General features: G+C 69.1%; 25 protein-coding genes. 8 read left to right on the top strand and 17 right to left on the bottom strand.

What is annotated here, in order from left to right; genetic code table 11:
* Window positions 1–56: 56 nt before the first annotated feature.
* From hpf to CAURIS_RS02830, 8 genes are all read right to left on the bottom strand, one after another.
* The gene (gene hpf, locus CAURIS_RS02865; protein WP_290342730.1) at window positions 57–719 is read right to left on the bottom strand and encodes a ribosome hibernation-promoting factor, HPF/YfiA family; all 663 of its coding nucleotides are present in this window, start codon (window positions 717–719) and stop codon (window positions 57–59) included.
* A gap of 97 nt (window positions 720–816) precedes the next feature.
* Window positions 817–1,422, bottom strand: a complete 606-nt coding sequence (locus tag CAURIS_RS02860; RefSeq protein ID WP_290342729.1) for a ComF family protein — start codon at window positions 1,420–1,422, stop codon at window positions 817–819.
* Between the two features lie 12 nt (window positions 1,423–1,434).
* Entirely contained in the window at window positions 1,435–3,144 is a 1,710-nt protein-coding gene (locus CAURIS_RS02855; protein ID WP_290342728.1) for an LpqB family beta-propeller domain-containing protein, read from the bottom strand.
* On the bottom strand, window positions 3,134–4,726 hold the full coding sequence (mtrB, locus tag CAURIS_RS02850) for an MtrAB system histidine kinase MtrB (RefSeq protein ID WP_435384034.1): 1,593 nt from the start codon (window positions 4,724–4,726) through the stop codon (window positions 3,134–3,136). Before mtrB ends, CAURIS_RS02855 begins: the two co-directional genes overlap by 11 nt.
* Window positions 4,727–4,754: 28 nt before the next feature.
* Complete coding sequence (mtrA, locus tag CAURIS_RS02845; protein ID WP_290342727.1) at window positions 4,755–5,438, bottom strand: MtrAB system response regulator MtrA; 684 nt, start codon at window positions 5,436–5,438, stop codon at window positions 4,755–4,757.
* Window positions 5,439–5,451: 13 nt separating this feature from the next.
* Window positions 5,452–6,054, bottom strand: coding sequence for a dTMP kinase (locus tag CAURIS_RS02840; protein WP_290342726.1), 603 nt, complete (start codon window positions 6,052–6,054; stop codon window positions 5,452–5,454).
* Between the two features lie 6 nt (window positions 6,055–6,060).
* Complete coding sequence (gene ahcY, locus CAURIS_RS02835; protein ID WP_290342725.1) at window positions 6,061–7,512, bottom strand: adenosylhomocysteinase; 1,452 nt, start codon at window positions 7,510–7,512, stop codon at window positions 6,061–6,063.
* Between the two features lie 186 nt (window positions 7,513–7,698).
* Window positions 7,699–8,049, bottom strand: a complete 351-nt coding sequence (locus CAURIS_RS02830) for a hypothetical protein (protein WP_290342724.1) — start codon at window positions 8,047–8,049, stop codon at window positions 7,699–7,701.
* 256 nt (window positions 8,050–8,305) lie between these two features.
* Between CAURIS_RS02830 and CAURIS_RS02825 the strand changes: the two genes are divergently transcribed.
* Complete coding sequence (locus tag CAURIS_RS02825) at window positions 8,306–9,016, top strand: hypothetical protein (protein WP_290342723.1); 711 nt, start codon at window positions 8,306–8,308, stop codon at window positions 9,014–9,016.
* A gap of 14 nt (window positions 9,017–9,030) precedes the next feature.
* Here the strand turns inward: CAURIS_RS02825 and manA are convergent, their stop codons facing one another.
* From manA to CAURIS_RS02805, 4 genes are read right to left on the bottom strand one after another with little or no spacing between them, the layout of a single operon-like run.
* Window positions 9,031–10,212, bottom strand: a complete 1,182-nt coding sequence (gene manA, locus CAURIS_RS02820) for a mannose-6-phosphate isomerase, class I (protein ID WP_290342722.1) — start codon at window positions 10,210–10,212, stop codon at window positions 9,031–9,033.
* A gap of 33 nt (window positions 10,213–10,245) precedes the next feature.
* Window positions 10,246–11,208, bottom strand: a complete 963-nt coding sequence (locus CAURIS_RS02815) for a hypothetical protein (protein ID WP_290342721.1) — start codon at window positions 11,206–11,208, stop codon at window positions 10,246–10,248.
* A 19-nt stretch (window positions 11,209–11,227) separates the two neighbouring features.
* Entirely contained in the window at window positions 11,228–12,598 is a 1,371-nt protein-coding gene (locus CAURIS_RS02810) for a phosphomannomutase/phosphoglucomutase (RefSeq protein WP_290342720.1), read from the bottom strand.
* Between the two features lie 10 nt (window positions 12,599–12,608).
* Entirely contained in the window at window positions 12,609–13,073 is a 465-nt protein-coding gene (locus tag CAURIS_RS02805) for a DUF3499 domain-containing protein (protein ID WP_290342719.1), read from the bottom strand.
* A gap of 98 nt (window positions 13,074–13,171) precedes the next feature.
* Between CAURIS_RS02805 and CAURIS_RS02800 the strand changes: the two genes are divergently transcribed.
* Window positions 13,172–13,660, top strand: a complete 489-nt coding sequence (locus CAURIS_RS02800; RefSeq protein ID WP_290342718.1) for a metallopeptidase family protein — start codon at window positions 13,172–13,174, stop codon at window positions 13,658–13,660.
* A gap of 1 nt (window position 13,661) precedes the next feature.
* On the opposite strand, the gene CAURIS_RS02795 is transcribed toward CAURIS_RS02800, so the two are convergent.
* From CAURIS_RS02795 to CAURIS_RS02785, 3 genes are all read right to left on the bottom strand, one after another.
* Window positions 13,662–13,910: a WhiB family transcriptional regulator gene (locus CAURIS_RS02795; protein WP_172812420.1), complete on the bottom strand. Its 249-nt coding sequence runs from the start codon at window positions 13,908–13,910 to the stop codon at window positions 13,662–13,664.
* Between the two features lie 360 nt (window positions 13,911–14,270).
* Window positions 14,271–15,350, bottom strand: a complete 1,080-nt coding sequence (gene manB / locus CAURIS_RS02790; protein WP_290342716.1) for a mannose-1-phosphate guanylyltransferase — start codon at window positions 15,348–15,350, stop codon at window positions 14,271–14,273.
* A gap of 5 nt (window positions 15,351–15,355) precedes the next feature.
* Entirely contained in the window at window positions 15,356–16,279 is a 924-nt protein-coding gene (locus tag CAURIS_RS02785; RefSeq protein WP_435384018.1) for a glycosyltransferase family 2 protein, read from the bottom strand.
* 70 nt (window positions 16,280–16,349) lie between these two features.
* Between CAURIS_RS02785 and CAURIS_RS02780 the strand changes: the two genes are divergently transcribed.
* The 6 genes from CAURIS_RS02780 to CAURIS_RS02755 all read left to right on the top strand — a co-directional run bounded on the left by CAURIS_RS02780 (window position 16,350) and on the right by CAURIS_RS02755 (window position 22,162).
* On the top strand, window positions 16,350–17,948 hold the full coding sequence (locus CAURIS_RS02780; RefSeq protein WP_290342714.1) for an LCP family protein: 1,599 nt from the start codon (window positions 16,350–16,352) through the stop codon (window positions 17,946–17,948).
* 52 nt (window positions 17,949–18,000) lie between these two features.
* Entirely contained in the window at window positions 18,001–18,669 is a 669-nt protein-coding gene (locus CAURIS_RS02775) for a TIGR03089 family protein (RefSeq protein ID WP_290342713.1), read from the top strand.
* Window positions 18,670–18,792: 123 nt separating this feature from the next.
* Window positions 18,793–20,061, top strand: coding sequence for an ABC transporter substrate-binding protein (locus CAURIS_RS02770; protein ID WP_290343288.1), 1,269 nt, complete (start codon window positions 18,793–18,795; stop codon window positions 20,059–20,061).
* Window positions 20,062–20,138: 77 nt separating this feature from the next.
* On the top strand, window positions 20,139–21,137 hold the full coding sequence (locus CAURIS_RS02765; RefSeq protein ID WP_290342712.1) for a carbohydrate ABC transporter permease: 999 nt from the start codon (window positions 20,139–20,141) through the stop codon (window positions 21,135–21,137).
* Window positions 21,134–21,955 (top strand): carbohydrate ABC transporter permease, encoded by an 822-nt coding sequence (locus tag CAURIS_RS02760; protein ID WP_290342710.1) that lies wholly within the window; start codon window positions 21,134–21,136, stop codon window positions 21,953–21,955. The genes CAURIS_RS02765 and CAURIS_RS02760 overlap by 4 nt, the downstream gene beginning before the upstream one ends.
* 15 nt (window positions 21,956–21,970) lie before the next feature.
* Complete coding sequence (locus tag CAURIS_RS02755; protein ID WP_290342709.1) at window positions 21,971–22,162, top strand: PEP-CTERM sorting domain-containing protein; 192 nt, start codon at window positions 21,971–21,973, stop codon at window positions 22,160–22,162.
* A 184-nt stretch (window positions 22,163–22,346) separates the two neighbouring features.
* Here CAURIS_RS02755 and CAURIS_RS02750 read toward each other — a convergent pair whose 3' ends face one another.
* Both CAURIS_RS02750 and purE read right to left on the bottom strand, forming a co-directional pair.
* Window positions 22,347–22,847, bottom strand: a complete 501-nt coding sequence (locus CAURIS_RS02750; protein ID WP_435384017.1) for a YdcF family protein — start codon at window positions 22,845–22,847, stop codon at window positions 22,347–22,349.
* Window positions 22,840–23,340 (bottom strand): 5-(carboxyamino)imidazole ribonucleotide mutase, encoded by a 501-nt coding sequence (purE, locus tag CAURIS_RS02745; protein ID WP_290342708.1) that lies wholly within the window; start codon window positions 23,338–23,340, stop codon window positions 22,840–22,842. Before purE ends, CAURIS_RS02750 begins: the two co-directional genes overlap by 8 nt.

Genomic DNA, 23,340 nt, shown 5'->3' with positions numbered 1-23,340 from the left:
CTAAGAAAACCCGCCCCGTACTCCTTCAGGAGGCAACGGGGCGGGCAGCTACCGCGCTAGTCGGTGTCGAGCGCGATCAGGCCGTAGTCGTAGGCGTGGCGCCGGTAGACCACGGAGGGGCGCGAGGTTTCCTTGTCGATGAAGAGGAAGAAGTCGTGCCCCACGAGCTCCATCTCGGACAGGGCGTCGTCAACGCTCATCGGGGTGGCGGGGTGTTCCTTGCGGCGCACGATCTGGCCAGGCTGGAAGTCCTCGACGAGGTGGGCGTAGGGGTCCGCCCCAGCCTCCTGCTCGGCCGCGGAGCGTGCCTCGCGGGCCTCGGCCTCGAGCTGCGCGGCGATCTCGCCAGCGGACTTCGGGGCGCGGTGTCCCGAGCGAGAGATCTCGCGGCGCACCTTCACCTTGCGCAAGGAGCGCTCCAGCTTGCCGACGGCCGACTCGAGCGCAGCGTAGAAGCTGTCCTCCTTCGCCTCCGCGCGGGCGAGGTGGCCCTTGCCCGTCGCGGTGATCTGGATGCGCTGCGCGTGCGCTTCGCGGCGGGGGTTGGGCTCGTGCTGCAGTTCGACGTGGAAGAAGGTCAGGGTCGGATCGAGCTTTTCGATCTTGGCCAGCTTCGCGTTCACACGATCCTGGAAGTGCTCAGGGACCTCAACGTTGCGGCCAGTGATGGTCACCTGGGCCTCGGGGCTCAGGACTTCGTTGCTGCCTGCAGATGTCATCTGCTTCCTCCCTGGGGTTGTCGGAACGGGGGACTACCCTCACTATACAAGTGGTAATAACCAATTGGGTGGGAAATAGGTGTGAACCCGAACGCCCTCACGCGGCACACAGTACGAGGCACGCCACAACGTCCCCACCGAGCGCAAGCAGCTTTTCGACGCTCGCCTGCAGCGTCGCCCCCGTCGTCACCACGTCGTCGACCACCACGAGCGCCCCGGCCGGCGCCCCCGTCGCCGCGACCCGTCCCGACAGGTTCTCCCGGCGCTGCTGCGCCCCGAGCGTCGACTGGTCGGCGGTGCCGGAGGCAAGCGAAAGCACCGGCCACGTCGGCCGCCCAGAGGCGCGGCACAGCGCCTCCACGGGGTCTCCCCCGCGCGCCCGCGCCGCCTTCGCCCGCGTCGGCGCCGGCACGAGGCCCACCTTTTCGGGGATCTCCCCACGCGCCGCCAGCGTCTCCAGCCCCGCGGCGAGCACCGCGCCGGCGTGGCGGCGCACCGCCAGGTTGTTGCGCTCCTTCATCGCCAGCACCAGCCCCCGGTGGGCGCCGACGTACGGCCCGAAGGCGAAGACGGGCACGTGCGGAAACGTGGGAGGGCTGACCCGCTGCGGCGGCGCGCTCAGCGCCGCGCGGCAGGCGCCGCAGAGGTGTTCGCCCGGCGCGGCGCAGCCGGCGCAGCGCCGGGGAAGCAGCAACTCCAGCACGTCGGGGCTTTCCTACCTGGCCACGATGGGCAGCGAACGCACGCCCTGCAGGCCGGGTACCTCTCGCCAGTTCGGGTTATCGGGCGTACCCGAGGAAGGCAGCTGCAGCGTACCGTTCGCGTCGGTGGCGAAGTACATGCTGCCGGAGGACGCGACCGCGACCACCGGGGCTGTGAGGTTGCCGCTGGAGAGCACGGTCGCCGAGGAGCCGTCCTGCTCCACCCGCACCACGGGCGCCCCGGCGGAGTTCGTGCCCACCAGCAAAGACCCGTCTAGGTTCCAGTCCGCCGCGATGACGCTGCCGCCCAGGTCAGGCGCGTACTCAATGACGTTGACGAGCCTGCGCGCCCCGGCGCCGTCGACCGCGACGACACCGGTGTACAGGTGCCCGTCGATGACGAGGACGGCGCGCGCCCCCGTCTGAGACAGGCGCAACACGGACATATTGCCCTCCACACCCTCGGGCAGGTCGACGTTGACCTCGCTGGCGGAGACCTCCCCGGTGGCCGCGGAGCGCACCGCTCGCAGAACCCGCGTGCCGTCCGCGACCACCCACACCGCGGCGCTTCCCATCTCGAAGGTGGGCCGCGTGAAGCTGCCGGCGGTGGCGACCTCCGTGAGGGGATCCGGCAGTTTCCCGAGCTCGAGGCGCTGGTTTCCCTCTTGCCCGGCGACGACCGCGACGTCGCCCGCGCGGTTCACGTCCGCCGACACGATCTCCCCGCTGCTACCGAGCGGGCCGGCGACCGATTCGGCCTGGCCCCCGCTGAGCTGGAACAGGCTGCCGCCAAATAGCGCGTAGGCACTCTGCTCCCCGGCCGCGTCGCTCATTGGGTGGACGTCCGCGAAATCGTCGGTGGTGAAGCTGTCGATGCCGGGCACCAGCGGGTCGCCGTCGGCGGTAATGCTGATCGGCCCGTTCGTCCCCGCCTGCGCCAGGACCCACACCACCTGGGCGGCGAAGCGAAGCCGATCCGCCTCGCTCACGGAGCCGAAGCCGGTGAAGTTGTACGCCCCGTTTTCAAAACCTGTGAACCCGACGTCGGCCGGCAGGGTGAAGCTCACTGCGGGTTGGAGGCGCTCGGATGGGCCGTCGATAAGCAAATTGAGCAACACGGAGCTCAGCGAGTCCCACTCGGCGAAGATCCACCTGCGGTCGGGGACGAGCACGGCGGCGTTCGGGTCGTAGAAGTACAGGTTGTGGGGCTGGTACTTGTTGCGCAGCTCGGTGCGCTCGATGACAACCCCGCTGGGCAGCGAGGAGATGCGCCACTCCCCGTCGACCTGCTCGAGCTCTATGGTCGCGTCGTACAGCGCGCGGGCCGGCGTGAACACGCCGCCGACGGTGACTTCGCCGATGACGTTGCCCTGCACGCTGAAGGCGCGCCGACCGGCGCCGCCGCCTGCCACCGTGGTGATGTTGAGCCGGTCCACGACGAGGATTTCGCCCGTCGGCTGCCAGGCCTCGCGCGTTCCCTCGCGCAGGAAGTTGCGCGCCGCCTCGTAGTTGGCGGTGGGCACGGCGAGCGCAGCGAAGAAATCACGCAGAAGCAGGTCCGGATCGCTGCCGGGCTGCGGCGCGATTTCCGGGGCCTGGGCAGCCTGCGGCTCGAAGGAGCGCAGCACGTGCGGCTCCGTATTCGACGGCAGCGTCGCACACGAGCCCAGGGCGGTCGCGGCCGTCGCCACAACTGCGACGGCCGCCAGCCTCCTAGTGCGCATTTGTGATCTCCTCGTCGCTTAGTGTGTCGTCTTCTGCTACGTCCTCCTGCGCTGCCCCGCCCGGCGCCTCCAGCTCGACGGGCGCGGTGCCAAAGCCCTCCTCCGGGTCGCGGGGCAGGACCAGACGGAACTGCGACCCCACCCCGAACGTGCCGGCCGCGTCGAGCGTGCCGCGGTGCAGCAGCGCGTCCTCACGGGCAATGGCCAGGCCCAGCCCCGTGCCGCCCGAGTGGCGCTTGCGCGACTTGTCGGCGCGCCAGAAGCGGTTGAACACCAGCTCCTCCTGCCCCGGCTTGAGGCCCACTCCGTGGTCGGTGACCGTGATCGCCACCGCCTCCTGGTTGGCGGTCAGCGCCACCTGAACGGGGTTGCCCTCCGAGTGGTCTATCGCATTGGCGAGCAGGTTACGCACGATGCGCTCGATGCGGCGCGGGTCGCCCTCGATGAGCACGGGCTCGTCCGGCATGGAGAACTCTACCTCGACGTCGAGCTCGACGGCCAGATGCTGCGTCTGCTCCCACGCCGAGTGCACCGGGGCCTGCGCGTCGAGCTTCGTGATGGCCAGGTCGGCCACGCCGGCGTCGTGGCGGGAGATCTCCAGCAGGTCGCCCAAAAGCTCCTCGAAGCGGTCAAGCTCGCGCGTCATCAGCTGGGAGGCTCGGCGGGTGTGCCCCTCGAGGGAGTCCTCCTCCGCCGCGATCATGTCGGCCGCCATGCGCACCGTGGTCAGCGGGGTGCGCAGCTCGTGGGAGACGTCGGAGGTGAACTGCCGCTGCAGGTCGCCGTACTCCTCGAGCTGGTTGATCTGCCGCGAGATCTTGTCGGCCATGTTGTTAAAAGACATCGCCAGCACGGCCATCTCGTCCTCCCCGTCGACCGGCATCCGCTCGCGCAAGTGGCCGGCCGCGAAGCGCTCGGCGGTGCGCGAGGCAGAACGCACCGGCGAGACGATCTGTTGCGAGGCAAGCCAGGCGATACCCACCAAGAGCACCACGACGACTATGGACGCCGTGGCTAAAAGCCCCTGCATGAGGGCAAGCGTGGCGGCCTCGTTTTCCATGTTCATCACGAGGTAGAGCTGCAGGTCAGGCACCTCGGCGCTCGTGGGTGTGCCGACGATCAGGGCGTTGTAGGCACTGCCGTCTACTCGGTCCGCGGAGGCGAACTGGTAGGCGACGTTTCCCTCGGCCACGAAGTTCTGCAGCCGCTCCGGGATGGTAAAGCCCTCCGGGGAGGCCATAACGGGCCCGCCGGCGCCCCGGATGATCAGGACGGGCTCGTAGACCGTCAGCGCCTCCGTGTTCTGCTGCGAGCTCTGAGTCACGGCCGTGCGCGCGGAGTTGAGGCGCGTCTGCAGCGAACCCGAGGTGCCCGAGCTATTGATCTGCTCCTCGACGACGGCGCGGGCGCGCTCGACCTCACCGTTGGCCAGGTCGATCTTCGTCGAGCTGATGCGCTGCGTCATCACCGAGGCCAGCGTGAGGCCGAGCACCAGCATCACGATGGTGGAGACGATGAGCACCGTCCCGACGAAGCGGACCTGCAGGGACGTGCGCCACGACTCGGAAACTCCTTCCCGCAGCCGTCGCAGATGGTTGACCTTCAGCGGGCTACACCCCCGGCTTGCCTGTCTTGTAGCCCACGCCGCGGACCGTCAGGATGATCTCGGGGTTCTCCGGATCCCGCTCGATCTTCGCGCGCAGCCGCTGGACGTGGACGTTAACCAGCCGGGTGTCGGAGGCGTTGCGGTAGCCCCACACCGTCTCCAGCAGTTCCTCGCGCGTGTGCACCTGGTTCGGCTTGCGGGCCATCTCCAGCAGCAGGTCGAACTCCAGGGGCGTCAGCGCGATCTCCTCGTCACCGCGGGTCACCATGTGCTGCGGAACGTCGATGGTGAGGTCGCCGATCTCGAGGACCTCCGCCGGCTCCTCGTCGGTGCGGCGCAGCCGCGCCCGGATGCGGGCGACGAGCTCTTTCGGCTTGAAGGGCTTGGTGATGTAGTCGTCCGCGCCCGACTCCAGGCCCAACACCACGTCGACGGTGTCGGTCTTGGCGGTGAGCATGACGATGGGCACGGCGGACTCGCGGCGGATCTCCTTGCAGATATCCACACCGTTCATCCCCGGGAGCATGAGGTCGAGCAGGACGAGGTCCGGGTCGTAGTCGCGGAACGCCGAGACGGCGGCGGCGCCGTCCATGATCGGGCGCGACTCGAATCCCTCGGATTCCAGGACGATCGTGAGCATCTCGTTGATGGCGGGATCGTCGTCGACCACCAAAATCTTCGGCGTCATCGCTGCTCCTTACTCACAAGTTCTCAACTGCTTGAATGATAGTGTCCGCTTGCGTCGTGCGCACCCACCGGCCTGCCCAGTTCCGCGCCGCGAGCTCCTCGTAAGCCGCGAACGTTCGCTGTTGCAGCGCCGTGTCGCGCTCGTAGCGGTCCCGCGCGCGCTGCGTGTCCTGCTGCTCGCGGCGCTGCGCCCGGCGCCCCGCCTCCTCTGGGGGCGTGTCCACCAGAACCTGCAGGTCGGGGCGGGGCAGGCCGAGGCGCTCGAACTCGAGGGCGTGGACCCACTCCGCCGCCGCGGGGTCGCCGGTGCGCGCGGCTGTGTAGGCGGCGTTGGAGGCCACGTAGCGGTCCAGGACGATGGTGCGGTCCGGGGCGCCGGCGTAGGCGTCGAGAAGCTGTTTGGCCCCGGCCCTATCGAGCGCGAAGAGGGTGGCCATGCCGTAGGCCGACTCCGTCAGATCCCCCATCCGCCCGTGCAGGGCGTCGCGAGCGAGGTCGGCGTGGATGGAGGCGCCGTAGCGGGGAAAGCTGAGCGACTCCGCCCGCACCGCGCGGCACAACTGCGCCGACAGGGTGTTCTTGCCCGCGCCGTCGATTCCTTCGATCGCGATGATCATGGCTGCCTAGTAGCGGTAGTGCTCGGGCTTGAAGGGCCCGGCGACGTCGACGCCGATGTACTCGGCCTGCTCCTTCGTCAACTCGGTCAGCGTTCCGCCGAGGGCCTCGACGTGGATCCGGGCGACCTTCTCGTCGAGGATCTTCGGCAGCCGGTAGACCTCGTTGTCGTATTTGCCGGGGTTGGTGAACAGCTCGATCTGGGCGATGGTCTGGTCCGCAAAGGAGGTGGACATGACGAAGGAGGGGTGCCCCGTGGCGTTGCCGAGGTTGAGCAGGCGGCCTTCCGACAGGACGATGATGGAGCTGCCCGACGGCAGGGAAAACAGGTCCACCTGCGGCTTGATGGGGGTGCGTCCCACGTCGTCGCGGTGGATGAGCGAGTGCATGTCGATCTCGTTGTCGAAGTGGCCGATGTTGCCCAAAATGGCGTGGTCCTTCATGCGCAGCATATCCTCGAAGGTGATGATGCCGAGGTTGCCGGTGGCCGTGATGACGATATCGGCCTGCTCAATCGCCTCGTCGACGCTGACCACGCGGTACCCGTCCATGAGCGCCTGTAGCGCGTTGATCGGGTCGGCCTCGGTGACGGAGACGATCGCGCCCTGCCCGTCGAGCGCCTCGGCGACTCCCTTGCCCACGTCGCCGTAGCCGCAGACGAGGGCCTTCTTGCCTGCGATGAGGACGTCGGTGCCGCGGTTGATGCCGTCGACGACGGAGTGGCGGGTGCCGTAGCGGTTGTCGAACTTCGACTTGGTCACCGCGTCGTTGACGTTCATCGCGGGGAAGGGCAGGATGCCTTCCTTGGCGAAGTGGTAGAGGCGGTGCACGCCGGTGGTCGTCTCCTCGGTCACTCCCTTGACCTGGTCGGCTATGCACTGCCACTTGGTGTTGTCGGTGGCCAGGACCTCGCGCAGCATGGCGTAGAAGGCGACCTGCTCGTCGGCGTCGCCCGGCTGGGGCTCGGGCACGGCCCCGGCGCGCTCGAACTCGCTGCCCTTGATCACGGCCATCGTAGCGTCGCCGCCATCGTCGAGGATCATGTTGGGAAAGACGCCCTCGCCCCAGGAAAAGACCTGGTTGAGGCACCACCAGTACTCGTCGAGGGTCTCGCCCTTCCACGCGAACACCGGCACACCGCGAGGATCCTCCGGCGTGCCATGCTTTCCGACGACCACAGCGGCCGCAGCCGGGTCCTCCGTGGAAAAGATGTTGCACGACGCCCAGCGCACCTCGGCGCCCAGGGCCGTCAGCGTCTCGATGAGCACTGCGGTCTGGGTGGTCATGTGGATCGACCCGGCGATGCGCGCGCCCGCCAGGGGCTGCTCCGCCTCGTATTCGCGGCGCAGCCGCATCAGGCCGGGCATCTCGTGCTCCGCGAGGTCAATCTGCTTGCGGCCTGCCTCGTACAGCGTGATGTCGGCGATCCGGTAATCGCTCACGCGCGGCGCATCTGCCATTGTGTGCACTCTCCTGCTTTGTCTCTCGGTTGCTTCGTGTCTCGGTTGCTTCGTATCTCGCTAGTGGTCCCGATGTGCAGCACACGCCACCGCATGCGCTCACCAGTTCACCCCACTGTAATAGGGGCCGCGGACACGCCCTCCCGCGACGCCTTTAGGGCAGTGTCTCTTTAGGGCAGCGCCTCCCTAGGACAGCGCCTCGATGAACTGGTCAACGTCCTCTTCGCCCTCGACGTCTTCGAGCAGCGCGAGCGCGACTTCGGCGACTTTCTCGTCGACCTGCGCCGCGCCGTTGCGGAGGAACCCGTAGGTATCGGCGATTTCCCCCGCACTGAAGGGGGCCCCGGCCCAGATTGCGGCGATGGTCGCCGCGGCGCGGCCGTTGTCCACCTCCTCGGCCGTTGCGGACTGGCTGGCTGCAAGCAGGACCGCGTCGCGCACCGCGGCCTCCACTTCCTCGATATCGAGCTCCGCGAGGTCCTCGAGGAACTCGGCGTTGGCCTCGGCGGTGAAGATTTCCGTATCCCAGGTGCTCATGTGGTCCTCCCTATCGGTCGTCGCTTGAATGGTGCGGGCACCGGCCGACCCCAACAATAAGGCCAAAACGGCCCGGTCGGGCGATGGAGGCCGCGCACGCCATGGCCGATCTCACAGTCGAAGCCCCCGCCGGGGAGTTTTGTAGGGGCATGAACTGTGCTAAAAGAAAAAGCAAGACTGTTATAAGTTTGTGACGTCCGCACAGGTTCAAGCAGGTTCAAGCAGGTCCAAGCAGGGAGCGACAAGGGAGAGGGACATGGGCAATTCACGACGTCGTGTTACAGCGTTCATGGCCATCGGTGTGCTCACCGCGATCCTCGCCGGCCTCGCGGTGTGGAGGCTTTCCCTTCCCGCCTCCCCGGGAGGCCCCTACAGCGCCGGGACCGTCGAGACCACCGGCGATTCAACCCCGGCCCCGGCGACGACGGCGGCGCCGGCCAGCTCGACGCGCGTCACCCACGCTGACGAGACGCCCGCGGGCGAGGACATGCGCCCGGACACCACCCCCGGCGACGGCCGGGAGGACCCCGCCCACGACCCGCTGCTGCCGCCGAACGCCGTGGTCCACCCGGCGCCGCCCGCCTCGGCCCCGACGCAAGTCTACCGCCCCTCCAACGTCGTTCCCCTGGCGCCCGCGCCGCAACTGACCCCGCCGACCGGCGGCGAGATCGCCTCGGAGCCGGTTCCCACGCCCGAGCCCACCGCACCTGCCGCACCGGCGGAGACGACGACGCCCACGGCCCCGGCTCCGAACGCGCCCGCTGCGACGGATGGACACCAGCCGACTCAGCCACAGAGGGTTCCCGACGGCACCGCCGCGAACACGAAAACAAACACGGTACCGGCGCAGACCCAGCCACAGCCGCAGCTGCCCCCGACCGAGCCGGCCCCGCAGCAGCAGCACCTCTCCCCCGGGTCCGAGGCGCAGAAGTGGTGGACCCGCCTACGCGAGTCCCTGCCTTTATAAGAACCCCTGCCCGCTTACGCCGTGGCGTAAAACAGCTCGCAACCCTGCCCGCCGGCCGCGATGCGGACCTCGGCGTCGACGGCTGGGATCCAGGCCGCCTCGCCTGGGGCTAGCTCGACGCCGGAACCGCACACGCACCCGCCGGCAGTGCACAACAGGATGGCCGGGCCGTCCGAATCGACTGCGCACTCCTCCCCCGCCGCGAGGTCGTGGCGGCGCAACGAAAAGTCGGCGCACGGCGCCTCGAAGCGCACGGCGCCGCCCTCCTCCTCGACGGCGCCGACGAACGGCTCGCGCAGGGCGCGGAAGTCGAGGATCCGCACGAGCTCGGGGACGTCGACGTGCTTCGGGGTCAGCCCGCCGCGCAGCACGTTGTCGGAGTTGGCCATGATCTCCACCCCCATGCCCCGCAGGTAAGCGTGGAGCTGGCCGGCCGCAATGAACAGCGCCTGGCCGGGGTGCATCTCCACGTGATTGAGCAGCAGGACTGCGAGGACGCCGGCGTCTTTCGGGTACTGCTCCGCAATGGAGAGGAAGTTGCGGGCGGTGCGCCCGATCCAGGTCCTCTCGGACGCGAGCGGCTGGGCGCAGTCGCGCACCTGCGCGACCAGGTCCTCGCGCTGCGCGGCGGGGATGGAGATCCACGTGGTAAACAGCGCCCGCAGGCTTGCCTCCTCGCACGCCGGGTCGATCATCGCGGCGTAATGGTCGAGGGCGGGGCAAGAAAGGGCGTCGAAAAGCGTGCGCGTCTTGTCGAAGGGACGAAAACCCACGAGGGCGTGGAACTCGGTGAGCGCGACCAGAAGCTCCGGCTTGTGGTGCCCGTCGCGGTAGTTGCGCGACGGGCTGTCGAGGGGGATACCCGCGCCGTTTTCGCGCTGGAAGCCCTCGCGGGCCTGGGAGGTGGAGGGGTGCGCCTGGATACTCAGCGGCTCGTCGGCGGCGAGGAGCTTCAGCAGGAAGGGAAGCCTGTCGCCGAAGGCCTCGCGCACCCGCGGGCCGAGGGTGGCGGCGGGGTCGGCGGCGACGATGTCGTCAAGCCCCGTGCCTGAAATCGTCGAGGGGGCGCTGGGGTGAGCGCCGAACCACAGCTCAGCCTCGGGCTTTCGGGCGGGCACCTCGGCGCCCCGCAACTCGGCAAGGAGGGTGTGCGAGCCCCACGGGTACGCGCGCAGGACCCCCTCAAGCTTCTGCATTGTGTGTGTTCGGTCCTTTCCTAACGGGGCCGCTCAGACGTCCATCGCGGTGGCGGCGTAGGCGCGCGCGACGAGCCGGGCGGTCGTTGATGCCTCGCCCAGCCCGGTGGGCTCGGCGTACTCTGCACGGGAGGCGGGCAGCGCCGTGTCCGGCGCCGCCCACACAATGGTCCTCAACGGTACCAGCGCGGAGGGGCCGTCGATGAAGGGATCGTGAAAAATATCCTCCGCGGGGGCGTTATCCAGCGGCTCTTCGGTGTACCCGGAGGCGATCCCCGTGGCCGTCCACAGTTGCGCCGCGAGAGCGGCCACGGCCAGCCCGCCGCGGTCGTGGCCGGTGTGCACCACGTTCGCCGCGTCCGCGAAGGCCCGGAGCTGTCGGGCGGCGTTGACCGTCTCGTCGCGCTGCGGCGAAAGCGCCTCGAGCTCCGCGTCCACCTCGCCCGCCAGCGCGCCGAAAAACTCCGCCGTGAGCTCGGCGGGCTGGGCCAGCGCGTCGAGCACAGCCCACACCAGGGCCATCGCCCGCAAAGGCGAAGCTCCCGCGGTGGTGGGCAGGGCGGGAACGACGTGGACGGAATCGGGGGCGTCCTCGAGGATCGGGCCGCGCGCGGGGCCCGCCAGGATCGTCTCGGCGCCGCGGCGCGCGGCGGTACTGAGCGAGCGCGTGTCCCGGCCCGTCTCAGCGTCGTGCACGCACTCGCCGAGCACGATGACCACGTCGAGGGGCCCGACGTAATCGGGCAACACGGCGGAGACCACGACCGGCAGCGGCAGCGGGGCGCGCAGCTCCAGCGCTGCGCGCGCGGCGGCTCGTGAGACCTGGTCAGTGCCCACGACCACGACGCTGCGCGGATCAAGGCCGCGCAGGCGCTCGAGCCGCTCGGACTGCTGGGCGATGCCGCGTACCTGCGCGCCCTCGTGCGCCACGTCGAAAAAGCGCACCGTTTCCCGGTCGTAGCCGCCGGCGCCTGTGAAGTAGTCGCTGCTGTCCATGCGGTTCAGGATACGGCGCTTAGGCGCGAATGAGGCCGAGCACTTCCTCCACCAGGGCGTCGACCTCAGCGCGCGTCGGCGCCTCGACGTTGAGCCGCAGCAGCGGCTCGGTGTTGGAGGCGCGCACGTTGAACCAGGCCTTGGTGCCGGCCAGGCTCACCGTCACGCCGTCGAGGCGGTCCACGCTGTCGGCGCGGGCGGCGAACGCGTCGAGGACGCGCTGGGTCGCCTCCGCCTGGTCCGCGACCTCCGAGTTGATCTCCCCCGAGGCCACGTAGCGCCCGTAGCGCGCCATGAGCGCGGAGACAGGCCCGTCCTGCTCGGCGAGGGCGGCGAGGACGTGCAGCGCGGCCAGCAGCCCGGAGTCCGCGTTGAAGAACTCCGCAAAGTAGTAGTGGGCCGAGTGCTCCCCGCCGAACAGCGCGCCTGTCCGCGCCATCTCTGCCTTGATGTAGGAGTGCCCCACGCGGGTGCGCACGGGCGTGCCGCCGAGCTCCTCGATGATCTCGGGCACGGCGCGCGAGGTGATGAGGTTGTGGATGATCGTCGCCCCCGGGTGTTCGGCGAGGGTGCGGGCGGCGACGAGGGCCGTGATCGCGGACGGGGGGACCGGGCGGCCGCGCTCGTCGACGACGAAGCAGCGGTCGGCGTCGCCGTCGAAGGCCAGGCCGATGTCGGCCTGCTGCTCGACGACGAAGCGCTGCAGGTCCTCGAGGTTTTTCGGGTCGAGCGGGTTGGCCTCGTGGTTGGGGAAGGTCCCGTCGAGCTCGAAGTAGAGCGGGCGCACGTCGCAGTCCGCGAGCACCGCTGGCACGGTCAGCCCGGCCATCCCGTTGGCCGCGTCAACGGCGACGACGAGCGGGCGCCGCCGCGGCACATCGACCAGCCCGCGCAGAAACCCTGCATAGTCGCCCAGCACATCGCGCTTTTCGACGCCCCCAGGGCTGCCCTCGTACTCGGGGACGCCCTCGACGAGCATGCGCGCGATCTCGCCGAGCCCGGTGTCCGTGCTCACCGGCGTCGCGCCGGCGCGGCACAGCTTGATGCCGTTGTAGCGGGCCGGGTTGTGCGAGGCCGTGAACATCGCCCCGGCGCAGCGGAGGGTCCCGGCTGCGAAGTAGAGCTCGTCGGTGGAGGTCAGGCCGAGGTCGAGGACGTCGAGGCCGCGCCCGCTGGCGCCACGAGCGAACGCCGCTGCGAGCGCCGGGGAGGAGGGACGCATGTCGTGGCCCACGGCGATGCGGCTCTCGCCCTCGCCGCGCAAGATGGTGGCGTAGGCGGCCCCGACGTCGGAGACGAACTCCTCGTCGATGTCCTCGCCGACGATGCCGCGCACGTCGTACGCCTTGATGATGTGGGAGATGCTCTCGCGATCGCGCTGGATTGCCATGCCGGCGATCTTAGTTCTCGGGATCCGGCACCACGCGCAGGTGTGCCCGGCGTACCGCCTTGGCCGCGGCGACGTGCTCCTCGATGCGCTTCGTGCGGTGCACGGGGTGGTTTGAGGTAGCCGGGTCGTTGAAATCGCGCGTGGGCTCGTACTCGATGGGGTCCTCCCCCGTCTCTACAAGCCCCGTGGTCACCCGCCCGGCCTCGCGCACGGCGGCGGCGAGCGCGGTGAGGTCCTCCTCGCTCATGGCGTCGAGTTCCTCATCCTCAATCTCGACCTGTTCGACGCGGACGAGCTCCCAGCCGACGGGGGCGGTGATGTGCGAGGAGTGGCGCTCGCACAGGTCCCAGGCGTGCGGGTCCTGGACGGGGGCAAGGGGGCCAACAACGGCCGTCGATTCCGCGTAGGCGTAGATGAGCGTGGCCACAGCAGGCCTGCCGCAGCCGGGACGGCAACAACGACGGAAGCTATTCACGCTGGCCAAGTCTAAACCTCTCCTCGAGATTTTGCTGGAGACACGCGGCCCGCGCGGCCGGGCCCGCTTTGATACAACCCGGTATAGCATCGTAGCCCATGAGCTCCACGAGTGAGGACAGCCACCAGCCGCTCCACCTGCGCCCCGCGCTCGACCGGCACGCCCGCGGCATCCGCGGGCCCCTCCTGCCGGTCGGGGTGCCGCGCTACCGCACCCGCTCCATGGCCTTCGACCAGCTGGTACTCGAGGCCTACGCGCCGCTGCACAACGCGTACTTCGAGCAGCTGTCAGGCGTCGACCTCGCCGTGGATACCATCCCCCGCATGCAGCTGCGGGCGGATAGCTCGGTACTGCCGGACGAGATCGTGGCGGACGGGCCCGTCCCGCTCGGCCGGGTGCTTCAGGCCGGCGTGGATAGGCACGGCAACCCGACGCGGGCCCGTTTCGTGGTCTTCCGCATGCCGGTGGAGCGCCGCGCGAGGACGAAGGCGGAGCGCTCAGAGCTGCTGACGTGGGTGCTGACCGCCCTGGTGGCGGACTACCTCAACCTTGACCCCCGCGACATCGACCCCGATTTCCCCTGGTAGGTTAGCCGATCTGCTTCTTCAGGCGGCGGCGCTCACGGTCCGACAGGCCGCCCCAGATGCCGAAACGCTCGTCGTGCTCCAGGGCGTACTCCAGGCACTCGTCGCGCACGGGGCACGCCTTGCAGATGCGCTTCGCCTCGCGCGTCGAGCCCCCCTTTTCCGGGAAGAAGGCCTCCGGGTCGGTCTGGGCGCACAGCGCCTGCTCCTGCCACTCCTGCTCGACGGTGCCAAACAGTTCATCAAGGGTCATCCCGCCCGCAGCTGCGCCACGGAGAATGGCGTTCCCAGCAACTTCGTCCACGCCGTCCCCTTCCTCCGTTGTAGTTGGTCTGTCCTTGGCCGATCCCTGTGATGCGAACCGCTGAGCGGGCGGCGCTCGAAATCCACGCTTACATCACTGTGATTACACACGCGATTACACACCGAAGCACTACATAGCTGCAACATTGTGCGCACCATCCGGGGAGGATTTTTCCCAAAGCGCACGTCACACACCACTCCCGTCACACAAGTAACACGGGGGCGAAAGCGGGGGTAGGAGGCGGGGGTACCACATCTTGTGCCCCTACCCCCGCCTGGCAACTATCCGGCATCCCCTCCGGCGTGTCGCCTACGCGTCGGGCGAGAAACGCACTCCGGAATCCGGGATCTCAACTCCGGGCCACACGCGCATCCCGCCCTGCAGCTCGCAGCGGGCGCCGATCCGCGCGCCCTCGCCGATGACGCAGTCGTAGATCCGGGCGTTCGCCCCGATACGCACACCCGAGGCAATGATGGAGTGGCGCACGACCGCCCCCGGTTCGATGGTGACGCCGTCGAAGATGACCGAATCGTCCACGCGCGCGCCCGCCCCGATGTCGCTGCCGCGGCCCACGGCCGTGCCGCCGATGAGGATGACTCCCCCGGCGACGCCCGCAGAGGCGTCGACAAGCGACTCGCCTGTCCTGCCCTCAAGAAGCGGCGAGTAGGCGATGCCGCGGACGAGGTCGGACGAGCCCTCGATGAAATCGCTCGGTCGGCCCATGTCGCGCCAGTAGGAGGTGTCCACGTGCCCGGCGACCTTCGCCCCGCTTTCGAGCAAGCCCGGGAAGGTCTCGCGCTCGACGGAGACCACGCGCCCGGCCGGGATCGACTCGATCACCGAGCGCTTGAACACGTAGCAGCCCGCGTTGATCTGGTCGGTGGGCGGGTCCTCCGTCTTTTCCAGAAACGCCAGGACGTTTCCTTCGGCGTCCGTGGGCACCGAACCGAAGGAGCTCGGGTCCGGCACCCGCACCAGGTGAAGCGTCACGTCCGCGCCGCACTTTTCGTGCGTGGCCAGGATGTCACGCAGGTCCGCCCCCGACAGCACGTCCCCGTTGAAGACCATCACGTTTTCGTGGCGGAGCTTGTCGTAGACGTTGCGGATCGCGCCGCCGGTACCCAGCGCCTCTTCCTCCACGACGTACTCGATCTCCAGCCCGAGCTCGGAGCCGTCGCCGAAGTACTCCTCGAACACCTCGGCGCGGTAGGACGTGCCCATGACCACGTGGGTGATCCCGGCCCGGGCGATCCGCGCGAGCAAGTGACTCAGGAAGGGAAAGCCCGCAGTGGGCAGCATCGGCTTCGGCGTGGCCAGGGTCAAAGGCCGCAGCCGCGTGCCGCGCCCGCCCACGAGCACCACCGCGTCGGTATTCTTCGGGTCCGCCATGCGTTTTACCTTTCTTCTCCGCGGCGCCGCGCAGCAACCGCGCCACGCACCTTCAAACCGGCCCACAGCGCCGCGCGCAGCGGGCCCTGCCACCACCGCGGGTGGCGGTCCGCCTGGAAACGGTACGCCGAGGCGTGGTGCGCGGGCACCGTGACACGCGAGTGCTTGCCCGCCACGTGGCCCTGGTCGTGGGCGATCACCGACCGAGGGCAGTACACGTTCTCCCAGCCCGCCCTGGCCAGGCGGTCGCCGAAGTCGATGTCCTCCAGGTACATGAAGTAGCGCTCATCGAAGCCGCCGACCTGCTCAAAGGCGTCCCAGCGCACGAGAAGGCAGGCGCCGGACAGCCACCCGGCGCTGCGCTGGGTGTCCATGTCCTGCCCCGCCTTGTAGGCGGCGGTGAAGGGGTTGGAGGGCCAGACCCGGGACAGCAGCGCGTGGCCGGCGCCCGTGACCAGCCCGGGCACCTCGCGCGCGCTGGGGTAGACCGAACCGTCCGCCTCCTCGATGCGGGGGCCGACAGCCCCGGCCCCCGGCGCGTCCTCGGCGCAGTTCACGAGTGCGTCGATGCTGCCGGGGTGAAAGCGCACGTCCGGGTTCGTCACCAGGAGGTAGCGCCCGTCGATCTCCCCTGCGTCGCGGCGCGGCCGCAGGGCGCGCACCGCCGCGTTGATCGCGGCGCCGTAGCCGACGTTGCCCCCGGTGGGAAGGAACTCCACGTCCGCCCGCTCGCGGGCCAGACGCTCGGCGACCCCGTCGGTAGAGCCGTTGTCGGCGCAGACGAGAAGCGTCGGGCGCGCCGTGGCCGCGTCCAGCGAGTCGACGAGCCGACCCAGGTGCTTGCCTGGCGAGTACGTGACCGTAATCGCGGCCAGGGGTGCGTGAGCGGGATCTTTGCTATCAACCTGTTCCACAATGCGCAACAGCATACCCACCGGGACCGACATCCCCGGCTCACGGCGCACGGTCGTTCGGGGGGTATGTCGTATACTTCCACGCGTGAATGACAGCTACAGGCGTGCCCGCGACATCCGGCCAGCGCCCTCGCGCGCGAGGGACGTGACCCAGTCTGGACACCCCGCGCTCAAGGGGCTGCTCGCCCTGGGCTCCGCTGTCGTCCTCGTCGTCTCCGGGGTGGGCCACTTCTCGGTGGGCCAGCTCGGCAACTCGCTGTCCGCCTCGGAGCTGACTATTAACAAGGACGAGGACTCCGTGCTCGACGGCGCCGTGGACATCCTCTTGGTCGGCTCCGACTCGCGCACCGACGCCCAAGGCAACCCGCTGAGCGAGGAGGAGCTCGAACGCCTCAACGCCGGCGTCAACGAGGGCGAGATCAACACCGACACCATCATGGTCGTCCGCGTCCCGGAGGACGGCTCCCGCGCCACGGCGGCCTCGATCCCGCGCGATACCTATATCCACGACGAGACGCACGGCAACATGAAGATCAACGGCGTCTACGCCGCGTACGCGGCCGACAAGCGCGAGGAGCTCGAGGCGCGCGGCATGGAGCCCGGCCCTTCGCTGGAGCAGCAGGTCGCCCGCGCCGGCCAGGAGGGGCTCATCGAGGCCGTCGCCAACCTCACGGGGGTGGAGGTCGACCACTACGCCCAGGTGGGGCTGCACGGCTTCGCCCTGCTTACCGACGCCGTCGGCGGCGTCGACGTGTGCCTGAACGAGCCGGTCGACGACCCGCTCTCCGGCGCCCAATTCCCCGCGGGCGAGCAGACCTTAAACGGCGCCGAGGCGCTCTCCTTCGTGCGCCAGCGCCACGGCCTGCCGCGCGGCGACCTCGACCGCATCGTGCGCCAGCAGGCCTACATGGCCTCGCTGGTGCAAAAGATCCTCTCCGCGGGCACCCTGACCAGCCCCGGCACGCTGCGCGAGCTGGCGGAGGCCGCCGGGCGCTCCGTCACCCTCGACCAGGGGTGGGACGTGGTGAGCTTCGCCCAGCAGATGTCCGGCCTGGCCGGCGGCAACGTGGAGTTCACCACCATCCCCGTGACCTCCGTCAACGGCGTCGGCGACTACGGCGAATCCATCGTCACCGTCAACGTCCAGCAGGTACACAACTTCATGGAGGGCCTCGTGCCACCCGAAACGGACGGCGCCGAGGATAACGGCGACTCCCCCAGCGAGGAGCCCGGGGCCCCGGGCGAGAACGAGCCCGGCGAGCTCCCGCCCGCCCCGGCGCTGCCCGGCACGGAGGTCTACTTGCTCAACGCCGGCGAAACGGCCGGGCTCGCCTCCGCCGTCGGCGCTCACCTGCAGGAGCAGGGCGCCCACGTGGCCGACGTCTCCAACGCCCAGCCCGGCATCTACAGCTTCTCCCAGGTGGTCGCGCTCGACCCGGCGGACCCCGCCGCGATCGAGCTGGCCCAGCTGCTCGGCGGCCTGCCGATCACTGCCAACGACGGCCTGGAACCGACCAGCCTCATCGCCGTGGTGACGGACGACTACCCGGGCCCGCGCTCGGACGCCGAGGACTTCACCTCGGAAGCGGAAGAAACCGTGGGCACTCCGGGCGAGGACTTCGGCGCTGCCGAGACGGGCCCCGTGATTGACGCCGGCGGCGACGGGCCGCGCTGCGTTAACTAGCGCGGCGCTCGCTCACACAGCCCGAAGTGAGACGCCCGTATGATGGGCGCCCATGAGCATCCTCACGCCCCTTCTGCGCACGAACCCCTCCGGTCCGCGCCTGACGGTCTACGACGAGGCCGCGGGCACCCGCATGGAGTTTTCCGCCGTCACGCTGGAGAACTGGGCAAACAAGGTGGCCAATCTGCTCGATGCGGAGTTCGAGCTAGCCGGGGACGCCACAGTGCTTATCGACGTCCCCGCCTCGTGGCAGGCGGCCGTCATCGCCCTCGGCACCTACAACTCCTCCCGCACGCCCTCCTTCTCCGACACAGAATCCGGCTCCGCCCCGGACGTGGTGTTCACCACCCTCGAGCGTGCAGCGAGGTGGTCGGATCTTCCCGATGTGGTTGTGGTCTCCGCTGACCCCTTCGGCCGCGGCGTCGTCGAATCCGGCGGCGAGCTGCCGCTGGGTACCGTCGACTTCGGGCCCACCGTGCGCTTCTACGGTGATGACTACCCCGGCGCCAGCCCCCGGCTGGGCACCTGGGCGCGCGAGGGGACCGGCCCGCAGCGCTACCGGGTCGATCCGTGGACGAGCCGCGCCGAGTTCGAGCACAGCATCATGGCCCCTTTGGCCGCCGACGGCTCGGTTGTGCTGGTCACGGGCCTGGCGCCCGTGGAACGCATCAGCTCAATCGAGTCCGCCGAGAACGTCACCGCGCACCTTTCCGCACGCTAAAACCGGGCGGGGGGATGCCCGCTTTCACCCCCGAAAACGGGCAATTTTTCCCGTTTTTTCCGTACGGCCGCGGCCCAGTCATTACATTTAAGGCACCCATCTCAGTGAAAGGTGCTTTTGATGATGTTCACGGCTACACGTAAGTCAGGCGCGTTCTTGTGCGCGGCGGCCCTCGCCTCCGCAACCCTGGTCGGCTGCTCCTCGGACGGCGAGCAGGAGGCCGAGAACTCCGAGGAGCCCGCCGCCACCGGCGAGGCCGCGGAAGGTGAGGGCCGCGGCCCGATCACCTTCGCCATGGGGCGCAACGACACGGACAAGATCATCCCGATCATCGACCAGTGGAACGAGGAGCACCCGGACGAGCAGGTCACTCTCGCCGAGCTCGCCGGTGAGGCTGACGACCAGCGCGACACCCTCGTGCAGTCGCTGCAGGCCGGCAACGACGACTACGACGTCATGGCGCTCGACGTGGTGTGGACGGCCGACTTCGCCGCCAACCAGTGGCTGGAACCGCTGGAGGGCGACTACGCCGTGGACACCTCGAACCTGTTGCCGGCGACGGTGGACTCCGCCACCTACAACGGCACCCTCTACGCGTTGCCGCAGAACACCAACGGCCAGCTGCTGTTCCGCAACACCGACCAGGTGCCCACCGCCCCGGACACCTTCGACGACATCGTCTCCGCCTGCGAGGAAGTCGAGGGCGACTGCCTGACCACGCAGCTCAAGCAGTACGAAGGCCTCACGGTGAACACGCTCGGCTTCATCAACGGCTGGGGCGGCGAGGTGCTCGACGACAACGGCGACCCGGCCGTCGAGTCCGACGCCGCGAAGGAGGGGCTGCAGGCGCTTGTCGACGCCTACGCCGACGGCACCATCGCCGAGTCCTCCACCGCCGCCACCGAGGAGGAGACGAACATCGCCTTCACCGAGGGCAACACCGCCTTCGCCATCAACTGGCCCTACATGTACACCAACGCCGTCGAGGCCGGCGTGAACTTCGAGGTCCAGCCCCTGGTGGGCAAGAACGGCGTGGGCGTGTCCACCCTCGGCGGGTACAACAACGGCATCAACGTCAACTCCACGAAGAAGCAGACCGCCAAGGAGTTCATCGAGTTCATCATCTCCGAGGAGAACCAGCGCAGCTTCGCCGAGCAGTCCTTCCCGCCGGTGCTGGCCTCGATCTACGACGACGAGGCGCTCATCGAGGAGCACCCCTACCTGCCGGCGCTGAAGGAATCCCTGGAGAACGCGCAGCCGCGCCCGGTGTCCCCCTTCTACCCGGCCATTTCCAAGGCCATCCAGGACAACGCTTACGCGGCGCTGACCGCGGGCAAGAGCGTTGACGACGCCACCCGCGACATGGCCTCCGCCATCGTCCAGGCCTCCTAGACCGCAGCGAGACACGGCGCCGCCCGCACCCGGATTTCCCCGGTGCGGGCGGCACGACGTTTGTGGAGGAACACATTGTGACCACAGCCATCAAAAAACCCCACTCTCGCGACACGGCCAAGGCGGCCGGGCTCGTCGCCCCGGCGCTGATCGTCCTCGCCGCCGTCATCGGCTACCCCATCGTCCGCGCGGTCTGGCTGTCCTTCCAGGCCAACCGACGCCTGGACCCGGCGACCGGCGTGTTCACCGAGGGCGGCTTCGCCGGGCTGGACAACTACCTCTACTGGATCACCAACCGGTGCATGTCCCCCTCCGGCATGGTCGGGCCGTGCCCGCCCGGGGTGCTGGCCACCGACTTCTGGCCGGCGGTGCGCATCACGCTGTTTTTCACCGTGGTCACCGTCCTTCTCGAGACCATCCTCGGCCTAGTCATGGCCCTGGTGATGAACAGCGAATCCCGCGGCCGCGCTGTCATCCGCGCCGCGGTGCTCATCCCCTGGGCCATCCCGACTGCCGTCACGGCGAAGCTGTGGCAGTTCATGTTCGCCCCCGCGGGCATCGTCAACTCCCTGCTGGGCACCGACATCGCCTGGACCACGGACCCCTGGGCGGCGCGCGGCGCCGTCATCATCGCGGACGTGTGGAAGACGGCGCCCTTTATGGCCCTGCTCATCCTCGCCGGGCTCCAGATGATTCCCAAGGATGTCTACGAGGCGGCGCGTGTCGACGGCGCGACCAGGTGGCAGCAGTTCACCCGCATCACACTGCCGCTAGTGCGCCCGGCGCTCATGGTCGCGGTGCTTTTCCGCACACTCGACGCCCTGCGCATGTACGACCTGCCCGTCATCATGATCTCCGGCTCCTCGAACTCCCCCACCGCCACCATCTCCCAGCTCGTGGTCGAGGACATGCGCCAGGGCAACTTCAACTCCGCCTCGGCGCTGTCCACGCTCATCTTCCTGCTCATTTTCGCGGTGGCGTTCATCATGATCCGTTTCCTGGGCGCAGACGTGCGCGGCGCACGGAAGCCGTCGAAGCGGCTGTGGTGGCGTCGTGAAGCGAAGGAGGCGAAATGAGAAAGCTCGGGCACTACGTCGGCGTGCTGTTCATCATGTTCTGGGGCCTCGCGCCCTTCTACTGGATGCTGGTCACTGCGCTGCGCGACAAAGCTCACACCTTCGACACCACCCCGTGGCCGACGCACGTGACGCTGGAGAACTTCCGCGACGCGCTGGCGACCGACAAGGGCAACGACTTTCTGGGCGCGATCGGCAACTCGCTGATCATCTCGCTGTCGACGACCGCGCTCGCCGTGCTCGTCGGCGTGTTCACCGCGTATGCCATCGCGCGGCTGGATTTCCCCGGCAAGGGCATTATCACCGGTATCATTCTCGCCGCCTCAATGTTCCCCGGCATCGCGCTGGTCACGCCGCTGTTCCAGCTCTTCGGCGACCTCGGCTGGATTGGCACCTACCGGGCGATGGTCATCCCGAACATCTCGTTCGCGCTGCCGCTGACGATCTACACGCTCATCTCCTTCTTCCAGCAGTTGCCCTGGGACCTCGAGGAGGCAGCGCGTATCGACGGAGCCACCCGCGGCCAAGCCTTCCGGCTCGTCCTTCTGCCCCTGGCGGCGCCGGCGCTGTTTACCACCGCCATCCTCGCCTTCATCACCACCTGGAACGAGTTCATGCTCGCGCGCCAGCTGTCCACCACCGCGACCGAGCCCGTCACCGTGGCCATCGCCCGCTTCTCCGGCCCGAGCGCCTTCGAGTACCCCTACGCGGCGATCATGGCGGCGGGCTCCCTGGTCACCGTGCCGCTGATCATCATGGTGCTCGTCTTCCAGCGCCGCATCGTCTCCGGCCTAACTGCCGGCGGAGTCAAGGGCTAGCTAGGATAAGCACCCGTGAATTCCCGCACGGACCTCCTCTGGCAGAGCGCGATCGGCTTCCTCGGCTTCTTCGCCGCCCTCGCGCTCATCCAGGCGGTGATCAACCTGTTTCGCCCCGAGCCCGCCATCTGGCCCGGCCTGCTCGCCGGCGCACTCGTCGCGGCCACATGGCTGATGGTGCGGCGGTGGCGGCGCCTGCGCGCCTAAGGAATGTAGCTGGAAAAGGGCACCGCGCTCGCGGCTCCTCCCAGGGCGGCGCCTTCGCCCACGGGTCGTCCCCGGGCGGGTGTGCCGGGAGAGTCCGCAGTGCGGACTCTCGGAACCAGCCGGGCACGCCCACCGTCACTGCGGCGCCCGATACGCCGCCTCGTGTTTGCGGACCCATTGCGCGTTATTGCCCTGGGCCAGGCCGGTGGCGGGGCGAGGCTCGACAACTTGCGCGCACGCGTCGCCACACCACCCGCGCAGCGGAGTGCGGCAGGGCCACGACCTCCCGGGCGTAGTTCTTCGCCCGCGAGCGCCGCGGGGTCGGGGCACCCACCACCTGCACCGGGATGCCCAGGTGCCAGGCCCACACGCGGGTGCGGGCGACGTGGAAGGCGTTGGTGACCACCACCAGGTGGTCGGCGTCGGGGAAGAGAACGCGCGTCTTCTCCAGGTTCTCGTTGGTGGAGCAGGCGTCGGGTTCGAGGGTGATCGCCTCCCGCGGGACTCCCCGTTCGGTGAGCCAGCGGGACATCGCCTCGGCCTCTCCCCTGCCGCTGACCACGAGGGGGCGCTGGGGGTTGCGGAGCCAGAGGGCATGAGCCGTCGACAAACGAGCCTCAAGCATGCGGCAGGGGCGCCCGTCGATAACGCGGGCGCCGAGGACGAGGATGGGCTGGCTATTCACCCATCAGGCGGGTGCGCAGCGCCTCGTCCTTGCGCTCCACCTCTGCGGCCATGTCCGCCTGGTAGTCGGACATCTTCTTCAGCACCGCCGGGTCGGAGGCGCCAATGATGCGCGCGGCGAGCAGCCCGGCGTTTTTCGCCCCGCCGATGGAGACCGTGGCCACGGGCACCCCGCCGGGCATCTGGACGATGGACAGCAGCGAATCCAGGCCGTCGAGGTCCTTCAGCGCGCGGGGGATGCCGATGACCGGCAGCGGCGTGGCCGCGGCGACCATGCCCGGCAGGTGCGCCGCTCCCCCGGCGCAGGCGATGATGACCTTCAGCCCGCGCGTGTGCGCCTCTTTGGCGTAGGCCAGCATCTTCTCCGGGGTGCGGTGGGCGGAGACGACGCCCACCTCGAAGGGAAGGCCGAACTCGGCGAGGACCTCGGCCGCGGGGGCGACGGTGTCCCAGTCTGAATCGGAGCCCATGATCAGGCCAACGAGCGGCTGCAT

This window comes from Corynebacterium auris, from assembly GCF_030408575.1.
Taxonomy (GTDB): Bacteria; Actinomycetota; Actinomycetes; order Mycobacteriales; family Mycobacteriaceae; genus Corynebacterium; species Corynebacterium auris.
This window is presented reverse-complemented; position numbering and strand designations above follow the sequence as displayed.